We start from the raw sequence: 25,747 nt of genomic DNA, 5'->3' as shown, positions 1-25,747 counted from the left end.
ACGAGAGGTTCAGGCCTGCGTGCCCGATGGCTGACAGGTGGTATCCAAAAACAAGATCGACTAAGGAGGCTTCGTGATCGACGGGCAACCGCTCGCCTGCTTTCAACCATTCATCGATACCGCTACCGGCCGTATCGCAGGCGTCGAGGCCCTGGGGAGGCTGCGCCAGACTGATGGTCGACTGGCGTCTGTAGGACCACTGTTTGCCGACCCGCGAACACCGGCCATCGCCCTTCGCCGGCTCGATCGCCAGATCCGCGATAACGCCTTGAGTCGCCTGCACGAAGCACCCAATGACTGGTTTCTCGGCCTGAACATGTCGCCGCGCTGGATCAATCGCTTGCGTGCGGGTCAGGCGCTGCCGAGTCTCAAGCAATTGAGCCGGCATGACGTCGATCCCCGGCGCATCGTTTTCGAGATCACCGAACTGGGTGGCGACATCCAGCGCCTGGCCGACGTGGTGACGCGATATCGCCAAGCAGGTGCACGCATCGCCATCGATGATTTCGGCGCGGGCTACTCGCAGCTCGATCGCGTGCTGGCCCTGCAACCGGACATTCTCAAGCTGGATATGCGACTGTTCCAGGCTGCCGCACTGGGCGGCCCGAGCAGCGATGTGGTCAAGGCGCTTGCGCAGATGGCGGAGAAGACCGGCTGCTGGATCATTGCCGAAGGAGTGGAAACCGAAGCGCAACTGAATTTCGCCCTGGAATGCGGCTCACGCTACGTGCAGGGCTACCTGTTCGCCGGGGCGCAAACGGACTTCTTCGCCACGGACGCCTTCGTCGAGCGCTTCGCCCAGTTGCGTCAGCGCTATGTCCAGCAGAAGCTGGCCGAACGCGGCCGGTTGATGCTCATGCGCCAGCAACTCTGCGAGCTGATGGCCATCCTGCAGACCTGGGCCCAGGCCCGTGCCCCGCTCAGCGCCCTGCCACAACTGGATGCCTTTCCGTGGTTGTTGCGGTTTTATCAATGCGACCGCCATGGCACGCAATTGACGCCGAACATGGAGTGGCGCAACCAACGCTGGGAAGCGGACGATCGCTACCTGGGGCACAACTGGTCATGGCGCCCGTACTTCTATCAACTGCTGGCCGAAGGCTGGGAGGAGCGCCGGCTGACGCTTTCCAGCACTTACCGCGACGCCACCAGCAATCAGTACTGCCTCACGGCCGGACAGTTTTTCAACAACGGCGAGCGCCTGCTGCTCATCGATATCGATGCGGCCGGCCTCTAGTTCCACTTGCAGGCACTGGCGCGAAACGGGAAGCTAGGCGCTCAGTCACCTGACGGAGAGAACCAGCCTTGGATTGGCAAACCCTGCTTACCCGCGAACGCCTCGGGAAACCTCTGCACAGCTCGGAAGAACTCGGCCGCAGTCCTTTCCACAAAGACCACGACCGCATCATTTTCTCCGGTGCCTTTCGCCGCCTCGGGCGCAAGACCCAGGTCCATCCGGTCACCAGCAACGATCACATCCACACGCGCCTGACCCATTCGCTGGAAGTCAGTTGTGTCGGCCGCTCACTGGGCATGCGGGTCGGTGAAACCATCCGCGGCGCCCTGCCCGACTGGTGCGAACCGAGCGATCTGGGCATGGTCGTGCAATCGGCTTGCCTGGCTCACGACATCGGCAACCCGCCCTTCGGTCATTCCGGTGAAGATGCGATCCGCCACTGGTTTCAACAAGCCGCAGGTCGGGGCTGGCTGGACGCGATGAGCGAAGTGGAACGCCACGACTTCCTCAACTTCGAGGGCAATGCCCAGGGTTTCCGGGTGCTCACCCAGCTGGAATATCACCAGTTCGATGGCGGCACCCGGCTGACCTACGCCACGCTCGGCGCCTACCTGAAATACCCCTGGACGGCCAAGCATGCGGACTCTCTGGGCTACAAGAAACACAAGTTCGGCTGTTATCAGAGCGAGCTGCCGCTGCTGGAACAGATCGCCCATAAGCTCGGCCTGCCGCAACTTGAGGACCAACGCTGGGCACGCCATCCGCTGGTGTACCTGATGGAGGCCGCGGATGACATCTGCTACGCGCTGATCGACCTCGAAGATGGCCTGGAAATGGAATTGCTGGAGTACGCCGAAGTCGAGTCCCTGCTGCTCGACCTGGTCGGCGACGATCTGCCGGAAACCTATCGCCAACTCGGTCCGCTGGATTCGCGTCGACGCAAACTGGCGATCCTGCGGGGCAAGGCCATCGAGCACCTGACCAATGCTGCGGCCCGTGCCTTTGTCGAGCAGCAGGACGCGTTGCTGGCCGGCCGGCTGCCCGGCGACCTGGTGGAGCACATGCACGGTCCCGCCAAACGCTGTGTATTGAATGCAAAAGACATGGCGCGCAAGAAAATCTTCCAGGACAAGCGCAAGACCTTGCACGAAATCGGTGCCTACACCACGCTGGAAATCCTCCTCAACGCTTTCTGCGGCGCAGCGCTGGAGCAGCACAATGGTCGCACACCCTCTTTCAAGAGCCGCCGCATCCTCGACCTGCTGGGCAATAGCGCGCCCAACCCCGATGGACCGCTGCACACCTCGTTCCTGCGCATGATCGACTTCATCGCCGGGATGACTGACAGCTATGCCAGCGAAATGGCACTGGAGATGACCGGCCGTTCAAGCCACTGATGCAAAACGGTCGATGGGTCATCGAGTTACAAAAAATGGCCATCGACCCCTTCCTGTCCAAGTGCACTCAGCGATCTGCGAATCGCCCTACACCTCGTGCCGAGCAAACTGATCGAATGCTAGCCATTCTTGCGAAACAATGAGGCGCCCCGCTGTGTGAGAGATGAAGCGTGAGTAATCCCGGGTCAAAAGACGATTTACGCATCCTGCTGGTGGAAGATCATCCCTTCCAACTCATGGCGACTCAGTATCTGCTTGAAAGTTACGGCTTCACCCAATTGACAACTTGCGACAGCGCTCAGGGGGCCCTGCAACAAATGCTGACGGCGGGGCAACCGTTTGACATTCTGTTGTGCGATCAATGTCTTCCCGATCTTTCCGGACTTGACCTGGTCGAACTCGCCAGTCATCAAGGGATGATCAGGCAGGCGATACTGTTAAGCAGCCTCACGTGTACAGAACTTGACGGACTTGAGAAAACTGCGAACGCCCATGGATTACCGTTGCTGGGTTATTTGATAAAACCGTTGAAACAATCAGAATTCAGAAAATTGTTGAACTCAATCAAAATATAAAACCAACCCCCGATAAAACCCACTCAAAGTCATATATATACTTACAAACTACCCCGTCTGAACCCGGCTGATCGCCACTTACTTCCCTTCCTCATTCAAAACCTATTTGTTCCGTAGTCCTATTCTTTTTCGATTGTAGGAAGTTTCCTATATTGCAGCTTCCAGCCCGTCAGTTCATGCGTCCTGTCAACTATCTGAGCTAAGGTGCGCGCTTTATCTGAGCTCGCATGGGATTTGATTATGAACTCCGTTTTTATTGTCGACGATCACCCTGTCATCCGACTTGCCGTCAGAATGTTACTGGAACACGAAGGTTATAAAGTGGTGGGCGAATCCGATAACGGGGTCGATGCCATGCAGATGGTCCGCGAATGCATGCCTGACCTTGTCATTCTCGATATCAGTATTCCCAAACTGGACGGCCTCGAAGTCCTTGCCCGCTTCAACGCCATGAGCACCCCGCTGAAGACACTGGTATTGACCGCACAATGCCCGACGCTGTTCGGTATCCGCTGCATGCAATCCGGTGCATCGGGTTATGTCTGTAAACAGGAAGACCTGAGTGAACTGGTCAGTGCCATTAAAGCGGTATTGTCAGGTTACAACTATTTCCCCAGCCAGGCCTTGAACCCGGTTCGCGGCGATGACATTCGATACGCCGAACTGGAACTGTTCAAGTCAGTCAACGACAGGGAACTGATGGTCTTGCAACTTTTTGCACAGGGTCGCACCAACAAGGAAATCGCCAAAGGCATGTTCCTGAGCAACAAGACCGTCAGCACCTATAAAAAACGACTCATGCAAAAACTCAAGGCCAAATCCCTGGTTGAACTCATCGAGATGGCAAAACGTAACGCGTTAGTGTGAGCCGCAGGATGACCCGTCGTATAAAGGATTATCTGACACTCATGGTCGCAGGTGTATGCCTGAGCACTGCAGTGAATGCGGCGCATATCGCAAGCGAAGACTTCACGCTGCTCAGCCGCTCGACGGTCAGGCCCCTGGACGTCCAGCTGAACGTCACACAACGACAATGGATTGCCGGCAAGCGCGAACTGGTTCTCGGCACATCGGCCCCGGACTACCCTCCTTTCGACCTGACCATCAGCGGCAAGGATTACGAAGGTTTCACCGCCGATTATGCGGGCATTCTTGGCAAGACCCTTGGCTTGCCGGTCAAGGTCCAGCGCTTTGCGTCCCGTGGCGCGGCCATCAGGGCACTGGAAAAAGGTGAAGTCGACCTGCTCGGCACGGCCAATGGATTCGAAGCGCACAATGCCGACATCGTGCTGTCCGCACCGTACGCCGTGGACCAGCCGGTTCTGGTCACCCGCGAAGGCGAAACCCGCTCCCTGACCGATGGCCTTGCCGGCTTGCGCCTGAGCATGGTGTATCACTACCTGCCCCTGGAGGAAGTCAGGAGCCTCTATCCCAAGGCGATCATCACGTCCTATCCCTCATACCAGAATGCAATCAATGCGGTGGCCTTCGATCAGGCCGACGTCTTCCTCGGCGACACCATCTCGACTCACTACATGATCAACAAGGGTTACCTGAACAACATCCGCATGGCCAACTTCGGCAAGCACGAAGCCCATGGGTTCAGTTTCGCCGTGCACAAGGACAACCCTGAACTGCTCGGGATCATCAACACGATGCTCACGGCCATCCCCGCCAACGAACGACAGAACATCGCCGAGCGCTGGAGTGCGGGCAGCGACATTCTTCTCACCGACCAGAAGCTGCAACTCACCCATGCCGAAGAACAGTGGCTGACGCAACACCCAGTGGTGCGCGTGGTGGTCAACGAAGCCTTTGCCCCCCTGACCTTTTTCGACAGTGACGGCAATTTTCGCGGGGTCACCGCCGACCTGCTCGAACTGATCAGGTTGCGTACCGGGCTGCGCTTCGACATCCATCGCAGCCGCAGCGATGACGAGATGATCGAGCAGATCAAACACGACAAGGCCGACATGATCGCCGCCCTGCTCCCCAGCGCCGATCGCGAAACACAGCTGAATTTCACTCGGCCCTACCTGCAGAATTCCTTCGTGCTGCTGACCCGCAAGGCCGCCGACAGCCCGGCCAACCTTCAACAGTTGGAGGGCAAACGCCTGGCCATCCCCCAGGGCCATCCACTACTGGATTACCTGCGCCGCGAATTCCCGCGCATCAGGCTGGTGCAAACGCCGGATTCGTTCAGTGCCGTGGAGTTGCTCGCCGAAGACAAGGCAGAAGGCGCGGTGAACTCACTGGTCATCGCCAACTATTTCATTTCGTCTCGTTATTTTGAACGCACATTGCAGATCCGCACCACCATCGGTACCCGCCAGGCCGCGTTTTCCCTGGCGACCGGACGCGATGCCAGGGAGCTCAATGCCATTCTCGACAAGGCACTGCTGAGCATCGCCCCAGAGGAACTGGGCATCATCAACAGTCGCTGGCGTGGCTATTCGGCCTCCTCGCAAAGTACCTGGCGCAACTACCAGCGACTGTTCTATCAGATCGTTATCGGCGCCGGCGCGTTGCTGCTGCTCTCCGCGGCCTGGAATGCCTACATGCGTCGCCAGATCAAGCAACGCCAGGCGGCCGAACGAGCACTGAACGATCAGTTGACCGAACGCCGCCAACTGGTCGAACAGCTGCGCCATGCGAAGGAGCGGGCCGACGAAGCCAACCGTGCCAAGAGCACCTTTCTGGCGACCATGAGCCATGAGATCCGCACACCGATGAATGCGGTCATCGGCATGCTCGAGCTGACGCTCAAGCGTATCGATAGCAACCACGCCGACCGCCCGGCCATTGACGTGGCGTACAACTCGGCCAAGGACCTGCTGGAGCTGATCGGCGATATTCTCGACATTGCGCGCATCGAATCCGGGCGCCTGAGCCTTAGTCCGGAGCGGGTCAATCCGAGCGAAATCGTCGGGTCGGTGGTGCGAATCTTCGAGGGGCTGGCCCGTCAGAAAAATCTCGAGTTGCTGGTGGAGCTCCATCCGGCCAATCCGGCGACCGATGTCCTGCTGGATCCGATGCGTTTCAAGCAGGTCTTGTCGAACCTGGTGAGCAACGCGATCAAATTCACCGAGCAGGGCCATGTCCGCATCACCGTCGAGTTGCTGGCCACGGCGCAACCCGAGCATGTGCGGATGCTGTTGCAGGTCGAGGACAGCGGCATTGGCATCAGCGAACGCGACCAGCGCCGCTTGTTCGAACCGTTTGCCCAGGCCGACGCTACCGGACAGTCAGGCCGAGGCGGCGCAGGACTGGGCCTGGTGATCAGCCGGAGCCTGTGCGAAATGATGGGCGGTACACTCAAGCTGGACAGCCAGCCAGGCGTGGGTACCCAGGTACAGGTTTCGCTGCTGTTGCCCACGCTGCCCATGGAGCAGGTGTCTCCATCCTCGGCCCCGCCGATCCACACGAGCACCGCCCCCTTGAATATTCTCGTGGTCGACGATCATCCGGCCAATCGCTTGTTGATGTGCCAGCAACTGGAGTTCCTGGGCCACCGGTTCAGTGTTGCCGAGGAAGGTGAGGCGGGCCTGCAGGCATGGAAAGCCGAGCGATTCGATCTGGTGATCGTCGATTGCAACATGCCGATCATGAATGGGTACGAGCTCGCCCGCGCCATTCGTGACGATGAACAGCAGTCGCATCGCCCGCGCTGCACCCTCCTCGGATTTACCGCCAATGCCCAGCCGGAAGAACTGCAGCGTTGCAGACAGGCCGGGATGGACGACTGCCTGTTCAAGCCATTGACGCTGGCCGCCCTGAGCCAATGGGTCGCCGGGATCGTGCCGACCGACCGCGATCCGGCCTTCAGCGTGAGCGGGTTGCACTCGTTGACCGGCGGCAACCCGGCCATGGACCTGCGTCTGCTGAGCGAATTGCTCACCAGCAACGCTGCGGACCGACAAGCGCTGCTCGCCTTGTCCGGGTCTGACGAGCCGCAGCCGTTCCTCGATATCGCGCACAAGATCAAGGGGGCCGCGCGGATCGTCCAGGCCCGCCGCCTGATCGAATGTTGCGAAACGCTCGAACACGCCTGTCGCGGCACCTTTCAAGCAGACGAAGTGGACCGGTGCTGCGAAGCGCTGGTGCGCGCAATGCTCGAGCTGGAGCAAGCCTTGCAGCAACAAATTGCGCAAATCGACAAAAGCAGAATGACGGAGCCTTAACTATGCTTGATCGCTGAGCAGTGTGTTCCCCCCATGGAGAGACTCCGCAATGCCCAACCCACTGCGTCCGGATCAACGGCGGCTTCCCCTGCACGTGCACATCAGCGTGATGTTCACCCTGCTGCTGTTACTGACCGGCGTGGTACTGGGGCTGTTCAACTATCAGCAAACCACGCAGATCATTCTGTCCAGCAGTGAAAAACTCTTCCAGCGCATCGAGCAGGACGTCCGTCTGGACCTGCATGCCACCTATGAACCTATCCGCCATCTGCTGAGCCTGCTGGTACTCGACCCGGCGACACAGGCTTCCAGCCTGGAACAACGCCTGGCATTGCTCCTGCCTTTCAGCCAGTCGCTCAGGGACAACCCCGACCTGGCGTCGTTGTACGTGGGTTACGACAGCGGTGATTTCTTCATGGTCAGGCCGTTGCGAACACCCGCCCTGAAAACCCTGCTCAAGGCACCGCCGGCAGCGGCTTATCAGGTCTGGAGCATCGAACGCCTCGACGGCGAACGGGAGCACTCGCAAACCCTGTTTTTCGATCAGGACCTGAACCCCATCAGCCGTCAGGACAACCCCGATGACCGCTTCGATCCTCGCACCCGCGCCTGGTTTTCCAGTGCCCGCCGTGGCAGCGACCAGATCACCACCGAACCCTACGTGTTTTTTTCCACCCATAACGTCGGCACCACCCTGGCCCGTCGCAGCGGCGCACACGCCGTCATGGGGGCCGACCTGACGTTGGCCGAACTGTCCGCGACCCTGGCCAAGCATGTCGTCACCCCTGGCACCGAGATCGTGCTGCTGGATGCCGAGGGCAACGCCATCGCCTACCCCGACAGCAGCAAGCTGATCGTTGACGACCAGACTGCGCGCCTGAGCAAGGCCGCCGACCTGAGCCCCGGACTCGCCGCATTGCTCGGCAGCCCTGCCGGCGGCCAACGGCTGATGGCCGCTGGCCGTCAATGGATCGTTGCTCGCAGTCACATGGAGGAAGGCGGACCTCAAGGGTTGCAACTGGCGCTGCTGGTGCCGGAAGACGAATTGCTCGCCGATGCCTATCGCATGCGCTGGCAAGGTGCGTTGATCACACTGGCCACGCTGCTGTTGTGCCTGCCGCTGGGATGGCTGACCTCGAGGATTCTGGTCAAGCCCTTGAGCACGCTGGTGCAGGAAGCCGATGCCATCCGCAGTTTCAATTTCCACTTCCCCATATCCCGCCGTTCTCTGGTCCTTGAAGTCGATCAACTCAGCGTGTCGATGGCCCGCATGAAGGACACCCTGGCCAGCTTTTTCCAGATCACCGACAGCCTGAGCGCGGAAACCCGGTTCGCTCCTTTACTCGAACGGGTGTTGTTCGAAACCGTGAAAATCGGCCAGGCCCAGGCGGGCCTGATCTACCTCAGGGAAAACGATGGCGATCGCATGGAGCCCCAGGGACTGGTCATCGACGGTCGCTCGGAGGCATTGCCAGCGTTCGGCATTCGCGGCCACGACAGCCAGGACCCGCACAGCCCGTCATGGCTGCAGCAGTTGTCGAGTGCCAACAATGTGGTCACCAGCCTCGGCTTCGAACAGGCGGGAGATTTGCAGAAGGTGCTGCTGGCAATGGACAGCCCGAGGGTGCACCTGATCGGTATCCGTCTGCACAATCGCCACAACGAAACAGTGGGCCTGCTGATCCTGCTGCTGGCGGACAGCGGCGATCAAAGTGATCTGGAAAAGCTTCGTCCGGATCGTATCGCGTTCCTCCAGGCAGTCTCCGGGGCCGCAGCCGTGAGCATCGAAAGCCAGCGGCTGCAAGCCAGGCAGAAACAGTTGCTGGACGCGTTCATTCAATTGCTGGCCGGGGCGATCGATGCCAAGAGCCCCTACACCGGTGGCCACTGCCAGCGGGTGCCGGCACTCACCCTGATGCTCGCCCAGGCTGCCGCGGCCAGCCAGGAACCGCCCTTCAATGACTACCATCCCACCGAAGACGAGTGGGAGGCGCTGCATATCGCGGCGTGGCTGCATGACTGCGGCAAGGTCACCACCCCCGAGTACGTTGTCGATAAAGCCACGAAGCTCGAAACCCTGAACGACCGAATCCACGAAATCCGCACCCGTTTCGAGGTTCTCAAGCGCGACGCCTGGATCAGCTACTGGCAGGCACTGGCCCAGGGAGGCAACGAGCAGCAGCTGGCCGAGCGGCGCGATGCCAGTCTCGCGGCGCTGGACGATGACTTCGCCTTCGTGGCCCGCTGCAATCTCGGTGGCGAGGCGATGGCCGAATCCGATCTGCAACGCCTGCGCAGCCTGGCCCAACGCACCTGGACCCGCACCCTGGACGATCGCCTGGGGGTGTCATGGGAAGAGAACCGGCGCCAGGCGCTGACCCCGGCACCGGTGCTGCCTGTCAGCGAAGCGCTGCTGGCGGACAAACCCGAACACCTGTTCGAACGCGCCGAAGCCGAACTGATACCGCAAGACAACCCCTGGGGCTTCAAACTCGACGTGCCCCACTACAAGTACAACCGTGGCGAGCTCTACAACCTGAGCATCGCCCGGGGCACGCTGACGCGCGAAGAACGTTACATCATCAACCACCACATGGTGCAGACGATCCGGATGCTCAGCCACCTGCCTTTCCCGGATCACCTGGGTAACGTGGCGGAAATTGCCGGCGGCCATCACGAAAAAATGGACGGCACCGGTTATCCGAAACGGCTGAAACGCGAGGACATGAGCCTGCCGGCACGAATGATGGCGATTGCCGATATTTTTGAAGCGCTGACGGCGGCCGACCGCCCCTACAAGAAAGCCAAGTCATTGAGCGAAGCGCTGGGCATCATGGCCACCATGTGCCGTGACGCCCACATCGACCCGCAGTTGTTCGGCCTGTTCATCAATGCCGGCATCTATCGGCAGTACGCCGATCAATTCCTCGATCCTCAGCAGATCGATGCAGTGGACCCGCCAACCCTGCTGGGCAAGGCTGGCCTGGCATGATCAGCAATCGGTCAGGCGCAGGAAAATGGCCGCCAGCTGTTCGATGCCGGCCTGGTCCTCTGCGCTGAACCGGGCGAGTTTCGGGCTGTCGAGGTCCAGCACGCCGATCAGGCGACCGTCCTTGACCAACGGCACCACCAGCTCGCTGTTCGATGCGCTGTCGCAGGCGATATGCCCGGGGAACGCATGGACGTCTTCGACCAACTGGGTCTGCAAGGTCGCGGCCGCCGTCCCGCACACCCCGCGCCCGAAGGGAATTCGCACACAGGCGATCTGCCCCTGAAACGGGCCCAGCACCAGCTCGTCGTTGCGATTGAGGTAGAACCCGGCCCAGTTCAGGTCATCGAGCTGGTTGAACAGGAACGCCGAGAATTGCGCGGCGTTGGCAATGAAATCACGCTCGTCCGCCAGCAGGGACTCCAACTGAGCATGGAGCATGCCGTAGCCCTCCAGCCCCTGGCCACTTTGTTGTAAATCGATCATGCCTTGTGCTCCAACAGCTTCAGTCCCACCCAGTAGCGGGCAAATTGATAGGCGCAACGTCCATTGCGATTACCCCGTCCGGTGGCCCAGCGCACCGCCAGGATGTCCAGTTCCTCGTCTCGCTGCCACGGCAGCCCGGCCTTGTCGGCCAGTTGGCCGATCCAATGCTCGACCACGTTGAGAAAATGTTCCTGGGTAAACGGGTAGAACGACAGCCACAGGCCGAAACGGTCCGACAGCGCGATCTTGTCTTCCACGGCTTCGCTGGGATGCAGTTCCCCGTCGACACGCTTCCAGTTTTCGTTGTCGCTCTCCTTTTCCGGCACCAGGTGGCGGCGGTTGGACGTGGCGTACAGCAAAACGTTGTCCGGGGCCTGCTCGAGGGAACCGTCGAGCACGCTCTTGAGCACGCGATAATCGCCTTCGCCCGCCTCGAACGACAGGTCATCGCAAAACAGTATGAAACGCTGGGGCAACTTGGCGATCTGTTCGACCACCCGCGGCAAGTCCGCCAGGTGATCGCGCTCGATCTCGATCAACCGCAGGCCGGCCTTGGCGTGTTCGGCCAGCAATGCGCGCACCAGCGACGACTTGCCGGTGCCACGCGAGCCCCAGAGCAACGCGTGGTTGGCCGGCATGCCGTCGATGAACTGCTGGGTATTGCGCCCCAGTTGCTCCAGCTGACGCTCGACTCCGATCAAGTCGGACAGGCGCATGTCGAGGCTGACCTGCAGCGGCAACAGAAAACCGCTGCGCCCCTCGCGTTGCCAGCGTGCTGCCAGGCATTGCGTCCAGTCGATGGCTTGACGGGGCGCAGGCAGCAGGGGTTCGATACGGGCCAGGACGGCATCGGCGCGTTCAAGAAAAGCATTCAGTCGGGAATCCACGTCTTCTCCTCGGGCACGTTCACAGTAATGATGGCACTGCAGCGGCAAACAAAGCTTTCGGTGCCGGGGTCCCCCTTGTTGCACAAGGGCTCGCGAGAACATCGGTAGCAATGCATGATCGACTATGCTTGAGCAGCGAAGGGAAACGGAAGTGGTTCGACACCCCATGGATATCAAGTTCACCAACCGGCTGTCCTATAAACAGGCCCGGCTTACCGTGCTGGTCGGTTTTATTCTGGGCACGCTGCTCAGCCTGCTGCAAATAGGCATCGATTATGCCAGCGAAGACGCCTCCATCAACCGGGAAATACAATCCCTGCTGGAAATCAGCCACAACCCCGCCTCGCGCATTGCCTACAACATCGACGCCGAACTGGCCCAGGAGCTGACTCTGGGCCTGTTGCGCTCACCGGCGATCATCGGCGCACAACTGACCGACAACAACGGCTCGGTGCTGGCCAACGTCAGGCGCCCCGGCGCGCAGAGTGGCTACCGTGTCATCAGCGACTTCATGTTCGGCGCCGATCGTGCGTTTGAAGACCGCCTGTACCTGGACCACCTGCCGAGCGAATCCCTCGGCACCCTGCGCCTGGATGTCGACACCTATGCCTTCGGCAGCCGGTTCCTGAAGCGGGCCGAGGTGACCCTGCTCAATGGTTTCGCCCGCAGCCTGTTGCTGACCTGCATCCTGTTGGCGCTGTTCTACGTAATGTTGACCAAACCCCTGGTGCGGGTCATTCGCGAACTCAGCAGCCGCGATTCGCGCAGCATCAAACCCACCTGGCTGGAGTGCCCGAGCGGCCATGAGAACGACGAGATCGGGGTGTTGGTCAAGGTCGCGAACCAGCAGTTCGAAAACATCGCGACCGAAATCCAGCAGCGGCGCAATGCTGAAAACCGCCTGACCGATTACCTCGGACAACTGGAAAACATCGTGTCGGCACGCACGACGGAACTCAAGGCGATCAACTCCCGGCTCAGCCAGTCCAATCAGGAACTGGAAATCGCCCGCAGCACCGCCCTGGACATGGCCGAAGCGCGCTCGGTCTTCCTCGCCAACATGAGCCACGAGATCCGCACGCCCCTCAATGGCTTGCTGGGAATGATCGCGCTGTCGCTGGACGGCCCGCTCACCGCCGAACAGCAACAACAGCTGTCCATTGCCCATGACTCGGGCAAAGTGCTGGTGGAATTGCTCAACGATATTCTCGACCTGTCGAAATTCGATGCCGGCCAGCTGGAACTCGAACACATTCCCTTCGACCTTGGTGCTTTGATCGAGGACACCGCCAACCTGCTGTCGCAGAACGCCGCGCCCAGCGTCGAACTGACCTGCCTGATTGAACCGGCGTTTCCGGCCCTGGTGCTCGGCGACCCGACGCGTGTGCGGCAGATCGTCAGCAATCTGCTGTCCAACGCCCTCAAGTTCACCCGTTTCGGTCGCGTCGATGTGCGCCTGTCGACCTACGAAGAAGGCGTCAGGATCGAAGTCTGCGACACCGGCATCGGCATTGCCCAGGACGCCCAGGTCAAGATCTTCCAGCCCTTCACCCAGGCCGGTGCCGGCATCACCCGGCAATTCGGCGGCACCGGCCTGGGGCTGGCGCTGACCTACAACCTCTGCGAAGCCATGCAGGGACGGCTCACCATCAGTTCCGAAGCGGGCTTTGGCAGCCAGTTCTGCGCCGACTTGCCGCTGCCTTGCCACACTCGCGCCCTGCCCCCGGCCTCCTTGCGCGGCAATGTCATTGCGATCACGGCGGCCAACAGCGGCCTGGCCGAACTGTTACAGAGTCTGCTGCCGGGTTGGGGGCTCGATTATCAGCAGCGCGCGATCGACGATCCGATGACGAACCTGTCACCCGACATGGTCATCACCGACTGCCCGCAGTGCCTGTTCAGTATTCGCCCCCATTGCACGGCACCGATCCTGCTGGTCACGGCCTACGGCAGTTTCCTGCCCAGTGAGGAGGCCAGCGCCCTCTCGCCCCTGCAACAACAGGCGCGTCCGCTGGCGCGCAATGCGCTGTACCAGACATTGCGCCGCATCCTGCAACCGGAAATCAACACCCTCAACGATGCCCGACTCGAAGCCCTTTCACCCCAGCGACGCGGACGGGTGCTGCTGGTCGAGGACAACCCGGTCAATCAACTGGTGGCCAAGGGCATGCTGGGAAAACTCGGCTGCGAGGTGATCGTCGCTGCCCATGGTGGCGAGGCGCTGGATCAACTGGAGCACAGCGAATTCGACCTGGTGCTGATGGACTGCAACATGCCCGTGATGGACGGCTATGAAGCCAGCCGGCAGATCCGCCGTAGCGGGCGCTGGCCGCAGTTACCCATCGTCGCTCTGACCGCCAACGCCATGTCCGAAGAACGCGAACGTTGCCGCGCCGCCGGCATGAGCGATTACCTGGCCAAACCGTTTCGACGCGAAGAACTGGCCACGCTGCTGGATATGTGGATGCCCACTACGACAGCGCCTTGATTTGCCCCAACAGGTGATCCAGGCCGGTGCGCAGGTCGCTGAGCTGATCCAGATCGACACCGCTGTCGCACAACAGGCGGGCCTTGAGCGGCCCGACCTGCTCGCGCAAGGTCTGCCCGGCAGGCGACAGGCTCAAGTGCACCTCCCGCTCGTCCCGCACCGAACGCTGGCGCTGGACCAACTGCAATTGCTCAAGACGTTTGAGCAACGGTGTCAAGGTCCCGGAATCCAGCGCCAGGCGCTCACCCAGGGCCTTGACCGTCGGTTGCTCGGGCGCCACGTCCTGCCATTCCCACAGCACCAGCATCGCCAGGTACTGCGGATAGGTCAGGCCCAGTTGATCGAGCATCGGCTTGTAGGCGCGGATCACCGCCCGCGAGGCCGCGTACAGCTTGAAGCAGAGCTGGTTATCGAGTTTCAGGGAATCGACGGACAAGTCGTTCATTTGAGCAGGGCTTCGATCTCGCGGCTCAAATCCTGTGGCTTGGTGGCCGGCGCGAAGCGCTTGACCAACTGGCCATCCTTGCCGATCAGAAACTTGGTGAAGTTCCACTTGATGCCCTGGGAGCCCAGCACACCCGGCGCGCGCTTTTTCAACTGCACGAACAGCGGATGGGCACCGGCACCGTTGACCTCGATCTTCTTGAACAGCGGGAAGCTGACGCCGTAGTTCAGCTCGCAGAACTCGGAAATCGCCCCCTCGTTACCCGGCTCCTGCTTGCCGAACTGATTGCAGGGGAAACCGAGCACCACCAGCCCCTGGTCCTTATAGGTCTGCCACAACGCCTCGAGACCTTTGTACTGGGGAGTAAAACCGCATTTGCTCGCGGTGTTGACCACCAGCACCGCTTTGCCGGCGAAATCCGCCAGGGTCTTTTGCTCTCCCTTGATGGTGGTGCAAGGGATGCTCAGCAAATTGTCGCTCATGGTATGCGCTCTCGTAGGGAGTTGGACGAGGTAAAAATAGCGAGCAATTGAATTGTGTGCAATTTAAATATCGAAGAAGCGATCGGTCGATCGCTTCCCCAGGCTCAGCCGCGCGGCACCAGGTCCAGGCACACCGAGTTGATGCAATAGCGCAGGCCGGTCGGCGGCGGACCGTCCGGGAAAACGTGCCCCAGGTGCGCATCGCACTTGGCGCAGACCACTTCCGTGCGGATCATGCCGTGGCTGACGTCACGGATTTCGACCATGGCGCTGTCGGCGATCGGTTCGTAGAAACTGGGCCAGCCGCAGCCGGAGTCGAATTTGGTTTTCGAGTCGAACAGCGGCTCATTGCAGCAGATGCAGTGGTAGACGCCGTCGACCTTGCTGTCGTTGTACTTGCCGGAAAACGGCCGTTCGGTGCCCTTGAGGCGGCAAACGTTGTACTGCTCCGGATCGAGCATCGCCCGCCATTCTTCCAGGGTTTTTTCCAACTTTTCCATCATCACACCTCAGCAGCTGAAAAAGCCCGATCTGTACCTTTTCCACGGATCGGGCGGCACGTATGATTGCGCCTCGTCAAACGCCAGTCTGGCAGCCAGTCCACGCGCATTCAAACGGATTTGTGGGTGCCGCCTCTCAAGGCGCCAGGTCTGTGTGTTTACGCAGGATTCCCAGTACGGTAGGTCAAATGCCGCCTGGATCGTTCATTTTCGGGAACACATCGCCATGCAGGTCAGCAAATCGAACAAGCTCGCCAACGTCTGCTACGACATTCGCGGCCCAGTGCTCAAGCACGCCAAACGCCTGGAAGAGGAAGGCCATCGCATCCTCAAGCTGAACATCGGCAACCCGGCGCCCTTTGGTTTCGAAGCGCCGGACGAAATCCTCCAGGACGTCATCCGCAACCTGCCAACGGCCCAGGGCTACAGCGACTCCAAAGGCCTGTTCAGCGCCCGCAAGGCGGTCATGCAGTACTACCAGCAAAAGCAGGTGGAAGGTGTCGGCATTGAGGACATCTACCTGGGCAACGGCGTCTCCGAGCTGATCGTGATGTCGATGCAGGCGCTGCTCAACAACGGCGACGAAGTGCTGGTGCCGGCGCCCGACTATCCGCTGTGGACCGCCGCGGTGAGCCTGTCGGGCGGCAATCCGGTGCACTACCTGTGCGACGAGCAAGCCAACTGGTGGCCAGACCTGGCCGACATCAAGGCCAAGATCACCCCCAATACCAAAGCGCTGGTGATCATCAACCCGAACAACCCGACCGGCGCCGTGTACTCCAGGGAAGTGCTGCTGGGCATGCTGGAACTGGCCCGCCAGCACAACCTCGTGGTTTTTTCCGACGAGATCTACGACAAGATTCTGTACGACGATGCCGTGCACATCTGCACCGCCTCGCTGGCGCCAGACTTGCTCTGCCTGACGTTCAACGGCTTGTCCAAGTCCTATCGGGTGGCCGGCTTCCGCTCCGGCTGGATTGCCATTTCCGGTCCGAAGCACCACGCGCAAAGCTACATCGAAGGCATCGACATGCTGGCCAACATGCGCCTGTGCGCCAACGTTCCGAGCCAGCACGCCATCCAGACCGCACTGGGCGGCTATCAGAGCATCAATGACCTGGTACTGCCGCCAGGCCGCCTGCTGGAACAACGCAACCGCACCTGGGAACTGCTCAACGACATTCCCGGCGTCAGCTGCGTCAAGCCGATGGGGGCGTTGTATGCATTCCCGCGCATCGACCCGAAAGTCTGCCCGATCCATAACGATGAGAAGTTCGTCCTCGACCTGCTGCTGTCGGAGAAGCTGCTGGTGGTGCAAGGCACGGCCTTCAACTGGCCATGGCCGGACCACTTCCGCGTCGTGACCCTGCCGCGTGTCGATGACCTGGACATGGCCATCGGCCGTATCGGCAACTTCCTCAAGTCCTATCGCCAGTGACGGTCTGAGCGGGTGCGGCTTTCCCGGGGAAGCCGCACCAGGATTAATTCAGCAACACATCTTTGCGACCGGCCCCTGGTTGCGACCTTTCTGGCTGTCCGATAGCGCACCGAGTGCTCGCGTCCAACGTTGACGGGGGGCTGCGACGGCATTTGCCTGACAATCACTTCCCTCGCTGCCATCGGAAATACCCTGCAACCGACTAGACTCTGGCTGTAGGACACAGTTTGAAATAGTCACCCAGTTGAATAGCCGGGTGCAGCACCTTATATACCCCGCAGTACGCTACATCTTTAGCATAAGGAGATTTCTACAACCATGATGCGCATCCTGCTGTTTTTGGCCACTAACCTTGCGGTCGTGCTGATTGCCAGCATCACCCTGAGCCTTTTCGGCTTCAACGGGTTCATGGCGGCCAACGGGGTTGATCTCAACCTCAATCAGCTGCTGATTTTCTGTGCGGTCTTTGGTTTCGCCGGCTCGCTGTTCTCGCTGTTCATCTCCAAGTGGATGGCGAAGATGAGCACCAGCACCCAGATCATCACCCAGCCGCGCACCCGCCATGAGCAATGGCTGCTGCAAACGGTCGAGCAACTGTCCCGCGAAGCCGGGATCAAGATGCCCGAAGTGGGGATTTTCCCGGCCTACGAGGCGAACGCCTTCGCCACCGGCTGGAACAAGAACGATGCACTGGTCGCGGTCAGCCAGGGCTTGCTCGAACGGTTCTCGCCGGACGAAGTGAAGGCCGTGCTGGCCCACGAAATCGGGCACGTGGCCAATGGCGACATGGTCACCCTGGCCCTGATCCAGGGCGTGGTGAACACCTTCGTCATGTTCTTCGCGCGGATCATCGGCAACTTTGTCGACAAGGTGATCTTCAAGAACGAAGAAGGCCAGGGCATCGCCTATTACGTGGCGACCATCTTCGCTGAACTGGTTCTGGGCATCCTGGCCAGCGCCATCGTCATGTGGTTCTCGCGTAAACGCGAGTTCCGCGCCGACGAAGCCGGTGCACGCCTGGCCGGCACCAGCGCGATGATCGGCGCCTTGCAACGCCTGCGGGCCGAACAAGGGTTGCCCGTGCACATGCCGGACACCCTGAACGCATTCGGCATCAACGGTGGCATCAAACAGGGCTTCGCCCGTATGTTCATGAGCCACCCACCGCTGGAAGAGCGTATCAACGCCTTGCATCGTCGCGGTTGATCGACTCGGCAGCAAAGAAAAGGCCCGCAGTGATGCGGGCCTTTTTTTCGTCTGGCATTTGTCGTGGCGCGTCGCGAGCAGGCTCGCTCCCACGGGTCGAACACCGTCAATGTGGGGGCGAGCCTGCTCGCGATGAGGCCGGTGCAACCCACTGATCTATCGAGTGCAAACCCGATAAACCCGCTCCTCCAGCCGCGTGACGCCCTGCTCGACGAACTTGCCATTTTCCTCCAGGACATCCTGGTCCTCGAGAATCTTCAGCGACCACACCGATCCAAACATCCGTTGCACTTCCTCATCGAGCACGGCGAATGGCGGCCCGTCCTTTTGCGCCTGGTCGTAATCCAGGGTGATCAAAAGCCCCAGTGCGTCCTTGGACAGAACACGCTTGAGGTGAGCAGCGTATTGCTCACGCATCGCGGGCGGTAGTGCGATCAGCGCTGCACGGTCGTACAACCCCGCGCAATCGGCCACATCGCCGGCCGTCACATCGAAAAAATCGCCACACCACAGCTCGATGGACCCGGCCCGATAGACCTTGAAGGGCCCCTGCACACTGACGTCAGGGTCAAACTGATGCTCCTCGAAGAAATCCTCGATGGCCTTTTCCGACAGCTCGATTCCCAGGACTTCATGTCCCTCCTGCGCCAGCCACAACAAATCCAGGCTCTTCCCACACAGCGGCACCAGTACCCGCGCGCCCTCCTCCAGCCCCAGTTGCGGCCAGAATCGCTGCAGATAAGGGTTGACTTGCGGCAGGTGGAAGCCGATCTGGTTCGACTGCCAGCGCTTGTGCCAAAACTCCGGCTGCATATACATCTCCGAAAAATTCGATCAAAACACCCTAAAACTTATATTAGATTTAGATCAATGATCTGATTGAAGATGGGTCATCTTACTCTCTGGAGCTCCTTCATGTTCCCCAGCCTGTACATATCTCACGGCTCTCCGATGCTGGCCCTGGATCCCGGCGCCAGTGGCACTGCGCTGGCGCGAATTGCAGCCGAACTGCCGAAACCCAGGGCGATCGCGATTGTTTCCGCCCACTGGGAGAGCGATGAGCTGCTGGTCAACGCCAACCCCCATCCGGAAACCTGGCATGACTTCGGCGGTTTTCCCAAGGCGCTGTTCGAGGTGCAATACCCGGCGCCCGGCGAGCCGCAACTGGCGGCGACGGTGGTCGAGTTACTGGCGAGCAGCGGTTTGCCTTCGCGCATCGATACCACACGGCCCTTCGACCATGGCGTCTGGGTGCCGCTGTCGTTGATGTACCCACAGGCCGATATTCCGGTGGTGCAGGTTTCGCTGCCCACACGCCACGGCCCTGCCCTGCAGACCCGCGTCGGGCATGCATTGAACAGCCTGCGCCAGCAGGGCGTGCTGTTGATCGGTTCCGGCAGCATCACCCATAACCTGCGCGAGCTGGACTGGCACGCCGGCCCGGAAAGCGTGGAGCCGTGGGCGAAGGTGTTTCGCGACTGGATGATCGAGAAGCTTGAGGCCGATGACGAAGCCGCACTGCACGACTACCGCCGGCAGGCGCCAAACGCCATACGCAACCACCCAAGCGATGAGCACTTGTTGCCGCTGTACTTTGCACGCGGCGCCGGGGGCAGGTTCAGCATCAGCCACCAGGGTTTCACCATGGGCGCGCTGGGCATGGATATATACCGGTTCGGCTGACGAAGCCCGGGCCAGGCTCACACGACGTCTACGCCCACGTGAATCGCATCGTGTCGCCAGAACTCCAGGTCGCAGTCGATCAATCGCTCGTGCTGATCGTAGTTGACCCGGGCGATGCGCAACCCCGGACTCCCGACCGACACCCGCAGCGCCGCTGCGGCGTCGACCGACAATGCGGTCGGGACGATTTCAAAACGCACTCGGCCGTAATGCAGGTCGTAGTGCCGTGCATACAGCTCGGTCATCGACTGATTCAGATCGAACGCCAGGATCCCCGGAAAATATTGCGGATTCAGGTAGTGCTCCACGTACAGCACCAGCCGTTCATCGATCCTGCGCGCCCGGCAGATCTGAATCACGCTCGACAGCGCCGGTAACTGCAACCAGGCACACACCGCTGCCGACGCCGGCTGCAAGCGCGCCGAAATCACTTCGGTGGATGGCACCCGGCCCTGGGCGCTGACCATCGCGTGAAAGTGACTGCGCTGCATCAGGTTGTAGGCCAGGCGCGGTGGCGACACGAACCACCCCCTGCGTTCCTCGCGATAAATCTGCCCTTGCGCCTCCAACTGCAGCAACGCTTCACGCACGGTGATACGCGTGGTGCCGAACAACTCACTGAGCTTGCGTTCGGCCGGTAACTTGCTGCCCGGCGCCAACAACCCGTGATCGAGCTGTTCCTGAAGAACCTGCCCGATGGCTGTCACCGCTTTGGTTGCCTCAATACGCATCAACGTTACCTATCTGGACTAGACCAGCACTGTTTCGGGGCAGAGCCCGGGTTTGATTCGGCTCCATCAACTTCCTGCAAGCCTAGGCACTGCTGATGACTGGTAGATGACAAAAGCACCGAACGGTCGCGTCGTTTCTCTGCAATTTAGTGGCCAAGCCCCGCAGTTTCGGTGCGTTGGCCATGGTCTACGCTTATCCCCAACCCTGAGCATTGCGCCATGAAAAAAACAGGCCGGGCCATGGACGACATCAAAATGTCATCCAGCCCCCCTAGATTGGCTCAGGTATTGCTGACCTAGACCAACACCACCGCAATCGCAGCGTTGAAAACGCCCAAAGGAGCTTCGGAATGAAAAAGCTTTTCCTGGCATCACTGTTAGGCTCGACCATTGCCCTGTGTACCGCCGCCATGGCCGCTGATGATCTGAAAACCCTGGAAGCCGCTGCGAAAGCGGAAGGCGCGGTCAACAGTGTCGGCATGCCCGATGACTGGGCCAACTGGAAAGGCACCTGGGAAGACCTGGCCAAGCAATACGGCCTGAAACACATCGACACCGACATGAGCTCGGCGCAGGAAATCGCCAAGTTCGCGGCGGAAAAAGGCAATGCCAGCGCCGATATTGGCGACGTCGGCGCAGCGTTCGGCCCGATCGCGGTCAAGCAAGGCGTGGTGCAACCGTACAAGCCAAGCACCTGGGAGCAGATCCCTGACTGGGCCAAGGACAAGGACGGCAACTGGGCCCTGGCCTACACCGGGACCATCGCCTTCATCATCAACAACAAGTTGCTGCACGGCTCGCCGGCGCCGACCAAATGGGCGGACCTCAAGAACGGCAAGTACAAGGTCTCGATTGGCGACGTAAGCACCGCCGCCCAGGCCGCCAACGGTGTACTGGCCGCCGCACTGGCCAACGGTGGCGACGAGAAGAACCTGCAACCGGCGCTGCTGCTGTTCGCGGACATCGCTAAGCAGGGTCGCCTGTCCATGGCCAACCCGACCATCGCCACGATGGAAAAGGGTGAAATCGAAGTCGGCGTGGTCTGGGATTTCAACGGCCTGAGCTACAAGGCCAAGATGGCCAACCCGGATGACTACACCGTGCTGATTCCATCCGACGGTTCGGTGATTTCCGGCTACACCACCATCATCAACAAGTACGCCAAGAATCCCAACGCCGCCAAGCTGACCCGCGAGTACATCTTCAGCGACGCCGGCCAGATCAACCTGGCCAAGGGCAACGCCCGTCCGATCCGTGCAGAGCACATCACCCTGCCGGCTGACGTCAAGTCCAAGCTGCTGCCGAACGAGCAGTACAAAGGCGTGACACCGATCAAAGACGCGGACGCGTGGGAAAAGACTTCGAAGGCGTTGCCGCAGAAGTGGAACGAAGAAGTCATTGTTGAAATGAAGTAAGGCGGTAGCCCACTTGCTGGAGGGCTGATGCCAATCCCTGTGGGAGCGAGCAGGCTCGCGACAGGCGATCTGATGTTCAACACGGTTGTTGACCGATGGTCGCTCATCGCGAGCAGGCTCGCTCCCACAGAGGATCACTGTTAATCCCGAATGTCTGTTTCGCGGAGTTTTCGCCCCTATGAAGCACAACGTCATCCTGGTCGTGCTCGACGGTCTCAACTACGAGGTTGCGCGTCACGCCATGGGGCACCTGCAGGCGTATGTCGGCGCAGGACGCGCGGCACTCTACAAGCTGGAGTGCGAACTGCCCGCGCTGTCCCGTCCGTTGTACGAATGCATCCTGACCGGCGTGACGCCGATCGACAGCGGCATCGTGCACAACAACGTCTCGCGCCTGTCCAATCAGCGCAGCATCTATCACTACGCCAGGGAGGCCGGGCTCACCACCGCGGCGGCGGCCTATCACTGGGTCAGCGAGCTGTATAACCGTTCGCCTTTCGTCGCGGCCCGTGATCGTCATACCGACGACCCGCAACTGCCGATCCAGCACGGGCATTTCTACTGGAACGACCACTACCCGGATTCACACCTGTTCGCCGACGCGGAACACCTGCGTCTGCGCCACACGCCGAACTTCCTGCTGGTGCACCCCATGAACATCGACGACGCCGGACACAAACACGGCCTCGACACGGCGCAATACCGCAACAGCGCTCGCTCGGCCGACATCATCCTGGCCGACTACCTGCAAGGCTGGCTCGACGCCGGCTACCAGGTGCTGGTGACCGCCGACCACGGCATGAACAACGATCGCTCCCACAACGGCCTGCTGCCGGAGGAGCGCGAAGTGCCCCTGTTCGTCCTGGGCGACGCCTTCAGCCTCGACGCGGGCGCCGCACCGAAACAGACCGACATCTGCGGCACGGTCTGCGAACTGCTGGGCGTGGCCCACGACAAACCTGTCTGCCGGGAGTTGCTCAAGTGAATGCCATGACTCGCGGCAAATGGTTGGCGGCCTTGTGCCTGGTGCCGTTCACCCTGTTCTTTATCGTGTTCGAGATCGCCCCGCTCGTCTGGGTGATGATCAACAGCCTGCAATCGGAAGAGTCCGGCTGGGGCCTGGCCAACTTCAGCAAGATCTTCGGTTCGAAGTTCTACCGCCAGGCGATCCAGTACAGCCTCGAGATCAGCTTCTGGTCGAGCGTGTTCGGCATCATCATTGCCGTCCTCGGCGCCTACTCCCTGCGCCGGGTCGATTCGAAGCTGCGCAACTTCGTCAACGCCTTCGCCAACATGACCAGCAACTTCGCCGGCGTGCCCCTGGCCTTCGCGTTCATCATCCTGCTGGGGTTCAACGGCAGCTTCACTATCATGCTCAAGCAGGCCGGCATCATCCAGGATTTCAACCTGTACTCGAAAACCGGCCTGATCATCCTCTACACCTACTTCCAGATCCCCCTCGGCGTGCTGCTGCTCTACCCGGCCTTCGATGCATTGCGTGAAGACTGGCGCGAGTCCGCCGAACTGCTGGGTGCCAGTGGCTGGCAGTTCTGGCGCCACATCGGCTTGCCGGTGCTGACCCCGGCGCTGCTCGGCACCTTCGTGATCCTGCTGGCCAACGCCCTCGGCGCCTACGCCACGGTGTATGCCCTGACCACCGGCAACTTCAACGTGCTGCCGATCCGCATTGCGGCAATGGTGTCCGGCGACATTTCCCTCGATCCGAACCTGGCCAGTGCGCTGGCCGTGGTGCTGGTGGCGTTGATGACCCTGGTGACCGTCGTGCATCAGTTGCTGTTGAAGAGGAGCTACCATGTCTCGCGCTGAACTGGGCCCCGTCGGTATCTATCACCGGATCGTGGTGTATCTGCTGTTCGCCATACTGCTGCTGCCGCTGGCCGGGACACTGGTGTACTCCATCGCCAGCAGTTGGTCGGCGACCGTCCTGCCCAGCGGCTTCACGCTCAAATGGTACATCGCGCTGTGGAGCGACCCGCGTTTTCTCCACGCCTTCGGCCAATCGCTGCTGGTCTGTGTCGGAGCGTTGATCCTGTCGGTGGTGCTGATCCTGCCGCTGCTGTTCGTGGTGCATTACCACTTCCCGAAACTCGATGCGCTGATGAACATCCTGATCCTGCTGCCCTTCGCGGTGCCGCCGGTGGTGTCGTCCGTGGGCCTGCTGCAACTGTACGGTTCCGGGCCGTTTGCGATGGTGGGTACGCCGTGGATCCTGATCGGCTGCTACTTCACGGTCGCCCTGCCGTTCATGTACCGGGCGATCACCAACAACCTGCAAGCGATCAACCTGCGCGACCTGATGGACGCCGCGCAATTGCTCGGCGCCAGCACCTGGCAAGCGGCCTTCCTGGTGGTGCTGCCCAACCTGCGCAAGGGTCTGATGGTGGCATTGCTGCTGTCGTTCTCGTTCCTGTTCGGCGAGTTCGTCTTCGCCAACATCCTCGTCGGCACCCGCTACGAAACCCTGCAGGTCTACCTCAACAACATGCGTAACAGCAGCGGCCACTTCACCAGCGCGCTGGTGATTTCCTACTTCTTCTTCGTACTGGTTCTGACCTGGGCGGCCAACATTTTGAACAGGGACAAAAGCGAATGAGCTATGTCAGCGTCCAACACCTTCAGAAAAATTACGCCGGCACCACGGTGTTCAGCGACATCAACTGCGAAATCCACAAGGGTGAGTTCGTCACCCTGCTCGGTCCGTCCGGTTGCGGTAAATCGACCTTGCTGCGCTGCATCGCCGGACTGACCCCGGTCGATGGCGGAAAGATCCTGCTCGACGGTGTCGACATCGTGCCCCTGAGCCCGCAAAAACGCGGGATCGGCATGGTGTTCCAGAGCTATGCGCTGTTCCCGAACATGACCGTCGAACAGAACGTCGCGTTCGGCTTGCGCATGCAAAAGGTCAACAGCGACGACAGCCTCAAGCGCGTCGCCGAGGTGCTGAAACTGGTGGAGCTCAGCGACTTCGCCTCGCGTTATCCGCACCAGTTGTCCGGCGGCCAATGCCAGCGTGTCGCTCTGGCCCGGTCACTGGTGACGCGGCCACGGTTGTTGTTGCTGGACGAGCCGCTCTCGGCCCTCGATGCGCGGATTCGCAAACACTTGCGCGAACAGATCCGTCAGATCCAGCGCGAGCTCGGCCTGACAACCATCTTCGTGACCCACGATCAGGAAGAAGCGCTGACCATGTCGGACCGGATTTTCCTGATGAACCAGGGAAAAATCGTACAGAGCGGCGACGCCGAAACCCTGTACACCGCACCGGTGGACGTGTTCGCCGCCGGTTTCATCGGCAACTACAACCTGCTGGATGCCGACAGCGCGAGCAAACTCCTGCAACGGCCGATCAGCCATCGCATTGCCATTCGCCCGGAAGCCATCGAACTGAGCCTGGAAGGCGAGCTGGATGCACAGGTGCGCAGCCACAGCCTGTTGGGCAACGTGATTCGCTACCGGATCGAAGCGCGAGGCGTGGAACTGGTGGTGGATGTGCTCAACCGTTCGGCGAGCGATCTGCACCCCGACGGTCAGCGCCTGGCACTTTCCATCGATCCGACGGCCCTGTGTGAGGTAGCCTGATGCCTTT

General features: G+C 60.6%; 22 protein-coding genes. 15 read left to right on the top strand and 7 right to left on the bottom strand.

Annotation, left to right across the window (positions count from 1 at the left end; all coding sequences use genetic code 11):
• The first annotated feature begins 73 nt into the window (after positions 1-73).
• From IB249_RS15730 to IB249_RS15705, 6 genes are all read left to right on the top strand, one after another.
• Entirely contained in the window at positions 74-1,237 is a 1,164-nt protein-coding gene (locus IB249_RS15730) for an EAL domain-containing protein (protein WP_192306227.1), read from the top strand.
• Positions 1,238-1,305: 68 nt separating this feature from the next.
• Positions 1,306-2,634 carry a deoxyguanosinetriphosphate triphosphohydrolase gene (locus IB249_RS15725; protein ID WP_192306225.1) on the top strand — a complete coding sequence of 443 codons (1,329 nt, stop codon included), beginning with the start codon at positions 1,306-1,308 and terminating at the stop codon, positions 2,632-2,634.
• Positions 2,635-2,870: 236 nt separating this feature from the next.
• Positions 2,871-3,209 carry a response regulator gene (locus IB249_RS15720; protein WP_412548014.1) on the top strand — a complete coding sequence of 113 codons (339 nt, stop codon included), beginning with the start codon at positions 2,871-2,873 and terminating at the stop codon, positions 3,207-3,209.
• A 240-nt stretch (positions 3,210-3,449) separates the two neighbouring features.
• On the top strand, positions 3,450-4,076 hold the full coding sequence (locus IB249_RS15715; protein ID WP_192306221.1) for a response regulator transcription factor: 627 nt from the start codon (positions 3,450-3,452) through the stop codon (positions 4,074-4,076).
• 8 nt (positions 4,077-4,084) lie between these two features.
• The gene (locus tag IB249_RS15710; RefSeq protein ID WP_192306218.1) at positions 4,085-7,390 is read left to right on the top strand and encodes a transporter substrate-binding domain-containing protein; all 3,306 of its coding nucleotides are present in this window, start codon (positions 4,085-4,087) and stop codon (positions 7,388-7,390) included.
• A 49-nt stretch (positions 7,391-7,439) separates the two neighbouring features.
• A complete protein-coding gene (locus tag IB249_RS15705; RefSeq protein ID WP_192306216.1) occupies positions 7,440-10,382 on the top strand; it encodes an HD domain-containing phosphohydrolase in 2,943 nt (980 codons plus the stop codon).
• Here the strand turns inward: IB249_RS15705 and IB249_RS15700 are convergent, their stop codons facing one another.
• Both IB249_RS15700 and IB249_RS15695 read right to left on the bottom strand, forming a co-directional pair.
• Positions 10,383-10,865 (bottom strand): GAF domain-containing protein, encoded by a 483-nt coding sequence (locus IB249_RS15700; RefSeq protein ID WP_192306214.1) that lies wholly within the window; start codon positions 10,863-10,865, stop codon positions 10,383-10,385.
• Entirely contained in the window at positions 10,862-11,752 is an 891-nt protein-coding gene (locus IB249_RS15695; RefSeq protein ID WP_192306212.1) for an ATP-binding protein, read from the bottom strand. Before IB249_RS15695 ends, IB249_RS15700 begins: the two co-directional genes overlap by 4 nt.
• A gap of 166 nt (positions 11,753-11,918) precedes the next feature.
• Here IB249_RS15695 and IB249_RS15690 point away from each other — a divergent pair, with 166 nt between their 5' ends.
• Positions 11,919-14,240, top strand: a complete 2,322-nt coding sequence (locus tag IB249_RS15690) for a response regulator (protein ID WP_318653502.1) — start codon at positions 11,919-11,921, stop codon at positions 14,238-14,240.
• Here the strand turns inward: IB249_RS15690 and IB249_RS15685 are convergent.
• From IB249_RS15685 to msrB, 3 genes are all read right to left on the bottom strand, one after another.
• Positions 14,224-14,685: a MarR family winged helix-turn-helix transcriptional regulator gene (locus IB249_RS15685; RefSeq protein ID WP_192306208.1), complete on the bottom strand. Its 462-nt coding sequence runs from the start codon at positions 14,683-14,685 to the stop codon at positions 14,224-14,226. The genes IB249_RS15690 and IB249_RS15685 overlap by 17 nt on opposite strands.
• Positions 14,682-15,167 carry a glutathione peroxidase gene (locus IB249_RS15680; protein ID WP_192306206.1) on the bottom strand — a complete coding sequence of 162 codons (486 nt, stop codon included), beginning with the start codon at positions 15,165-15,167 and terminating at the stop codon, positions 14,682-14,684. The genes IB249_RS15685 and IB249_RS15680 overlap by 4 nt, the downstream gene beginning before the upstream one ends.
• Positions 15,168-15,271: 104 nt before the next feature.
• Entirely contained in the window at positions 15,272-15,667 is a 396-nt protein-coding gene (msrB, locus tag IB249_RS15675) for a peptide-methionine (R)-S-oxide reductase MsrB (protein ID WP_192306204.1), read from the bottom strand.
• A 226-nt stretch (positions 15,668-15,893) separates the two neighbouring features.
• Between msrB and IB249_RS15670 the strand changes: the two genes are divergently transcribed.
• Positions 15,894-17,105 carry a pyridoxal phosphate-dependent aminotransferase gene (locus tag IB249_RS15670; RefSeq protein WP_056856383.1) on the top strand — a complete coding sequence of 404 codons (1,212 nt, stop codon included), beginning with the start codon at positions 15,894-15,896 and terminating at the stop codon, positions 17,103-17,105.
• A 318-nt stretch (positions 17,106-17,423) separates the two neighbouring features.
• Positions 17,424-18,311: a protease HtpX gene (htpX, locus tag IB249_RS15665; protein WP_192306202.1), complete on the top strand. Its 888-nt coding sequence runs from the start codon at positions 17,424-17,426 to the stop codon at positions 18,309-18,311.
• 156 nt (positions 18,312-18,467) lie between these two features.
• Here the strand turns inward: htpX and IB249_RS15660 are convergent, their stop codons facing one another.
• A complete protein-coding gene (locus IB249_RS15660; RefSeq protein ID WP_192306200.1) occupies positions 18,468-19,124 on the bottom strand; it encodes a thiopurine S-methyltransferase in 657 nt (218 codons plus the stop codon).
• A gap of 102 nt (positions 19,125-19,226) precedes the next feature.
• On the opposite strand from IB249_RS15660, the gene IB249_RS15655 reads away from it, so the two are divergent.
• The gene (locus tag IB249_RS15655; protein ID WP_192306198.1) at positions 19,227-19,994 is read left to right on the top strand and encodes a DODA-type extradiol aromatic ring-opening family dioxygenase; all 768 of its coding nucleotides are present in this window, start codon (positions 19,227-19,229) and stop codon (positions 19,992-19,994) included.
• Positions 19,995-20,011: 17 nt separating this feature from the next.
• Here the strand turns inward: IB249_RS15655 and IB249_RS15650 are convergent, their stop codons facing one another.
• Positions 20,012-20,725: a UTRA domain-containing protein gene (locus IB249_RS15650; RefSeq protein WP_192306196.1), complete on the bottom strand. Its 714-nt coding sequence runs from the start codon at positions 20,723-20,725 to the stop codon at positions 20,012-20,014.
• A 350-nt stretch (positions 20,726-21,075) separates the two neighbouring features.
• Between IB249_RS15650 and IB249_RS15645 the strand changes: the two genes are divergently transcribed.
• The 5 genes from IB249_RS15645 (at position 21,076) to IB249_RS15625 (ending at position 25,740) form a co-directional block, all read left to right on the top strand.
• Positions 21,076-22,140, top strand: a complete 1,065-nt coding sequence (locus tag IB249_RS15645) for an ABC transporter substrate-binding protein (RefSeq protein ID WP_192306194.1) — start codon at positions 21,076-21,078, stop codon at positions 22,138-22,140.
• A gap of 178 nt (positions 22,141-22,318) precedes the next feature.
• Entirely contained in the window at positions 22,319-23,125 is an 807-nt protein-coding gene (locus IB249_RS15640) for an alkaline phosphatase family protein (RefSeq protein WP_192306192.1), read from the top strand.
• 5 nt (positions 23,126-23,130) lie between these two features.
• A complete protein-coding gene (locus tag IB249_RS15635; protein ID WP_192306415.1) occupies positions 23,131-23,967 on the top strand; it encodes an ABC transporter permease in 837 nt (278 codons plus the stop codon).
• A complete protein-coding gene (locus IB249_RS15630; RefSeq protein WP_192306190.1) occupies positions 23,954-24,754 on the top strand; it encodes an ABC transporter permease in 801 nt (266 codons plus the stop codon). The genes IB249_RS15635 and IB249_RS15630 overlap by 14 nt, the downstream gene beginning before the upstream one ends.
• Positions 24,751-25,740 carry an ABC transporter ATP-binding protein gene (locus tag IB249_RS15625; protein ID WP_192306188.1) on the top strand — a complete coding sequence of 330 codons (990 nt, stop codon included), beginning with the start codon at positions 24,751-24,753 and terminating at the stop codon, positions 25,738-25,740. Before IB249_RS15630 ends, IB249_RS15625 begins: the two co-directional genes overlap by 4 nt.
• Positions 25,741-25,747 lie beyond the last annotated feature (7 nt).

This window comes from Pseudomonas sp. PDM04 (assembly GCF_014851765.1).
In the GTDB taxonomy this organism is placed as follows: domain Bacteria; phylum Pseudomonadota; class Gammaproteobacteria; order Pseudomonadales; family Pseudomonadaceae; genus Aquipseudomonas.
Note: the sequence above shows the minus strand (reverse complement) of the source record. Positions and strands in the feature narration are given on the sequence as shown.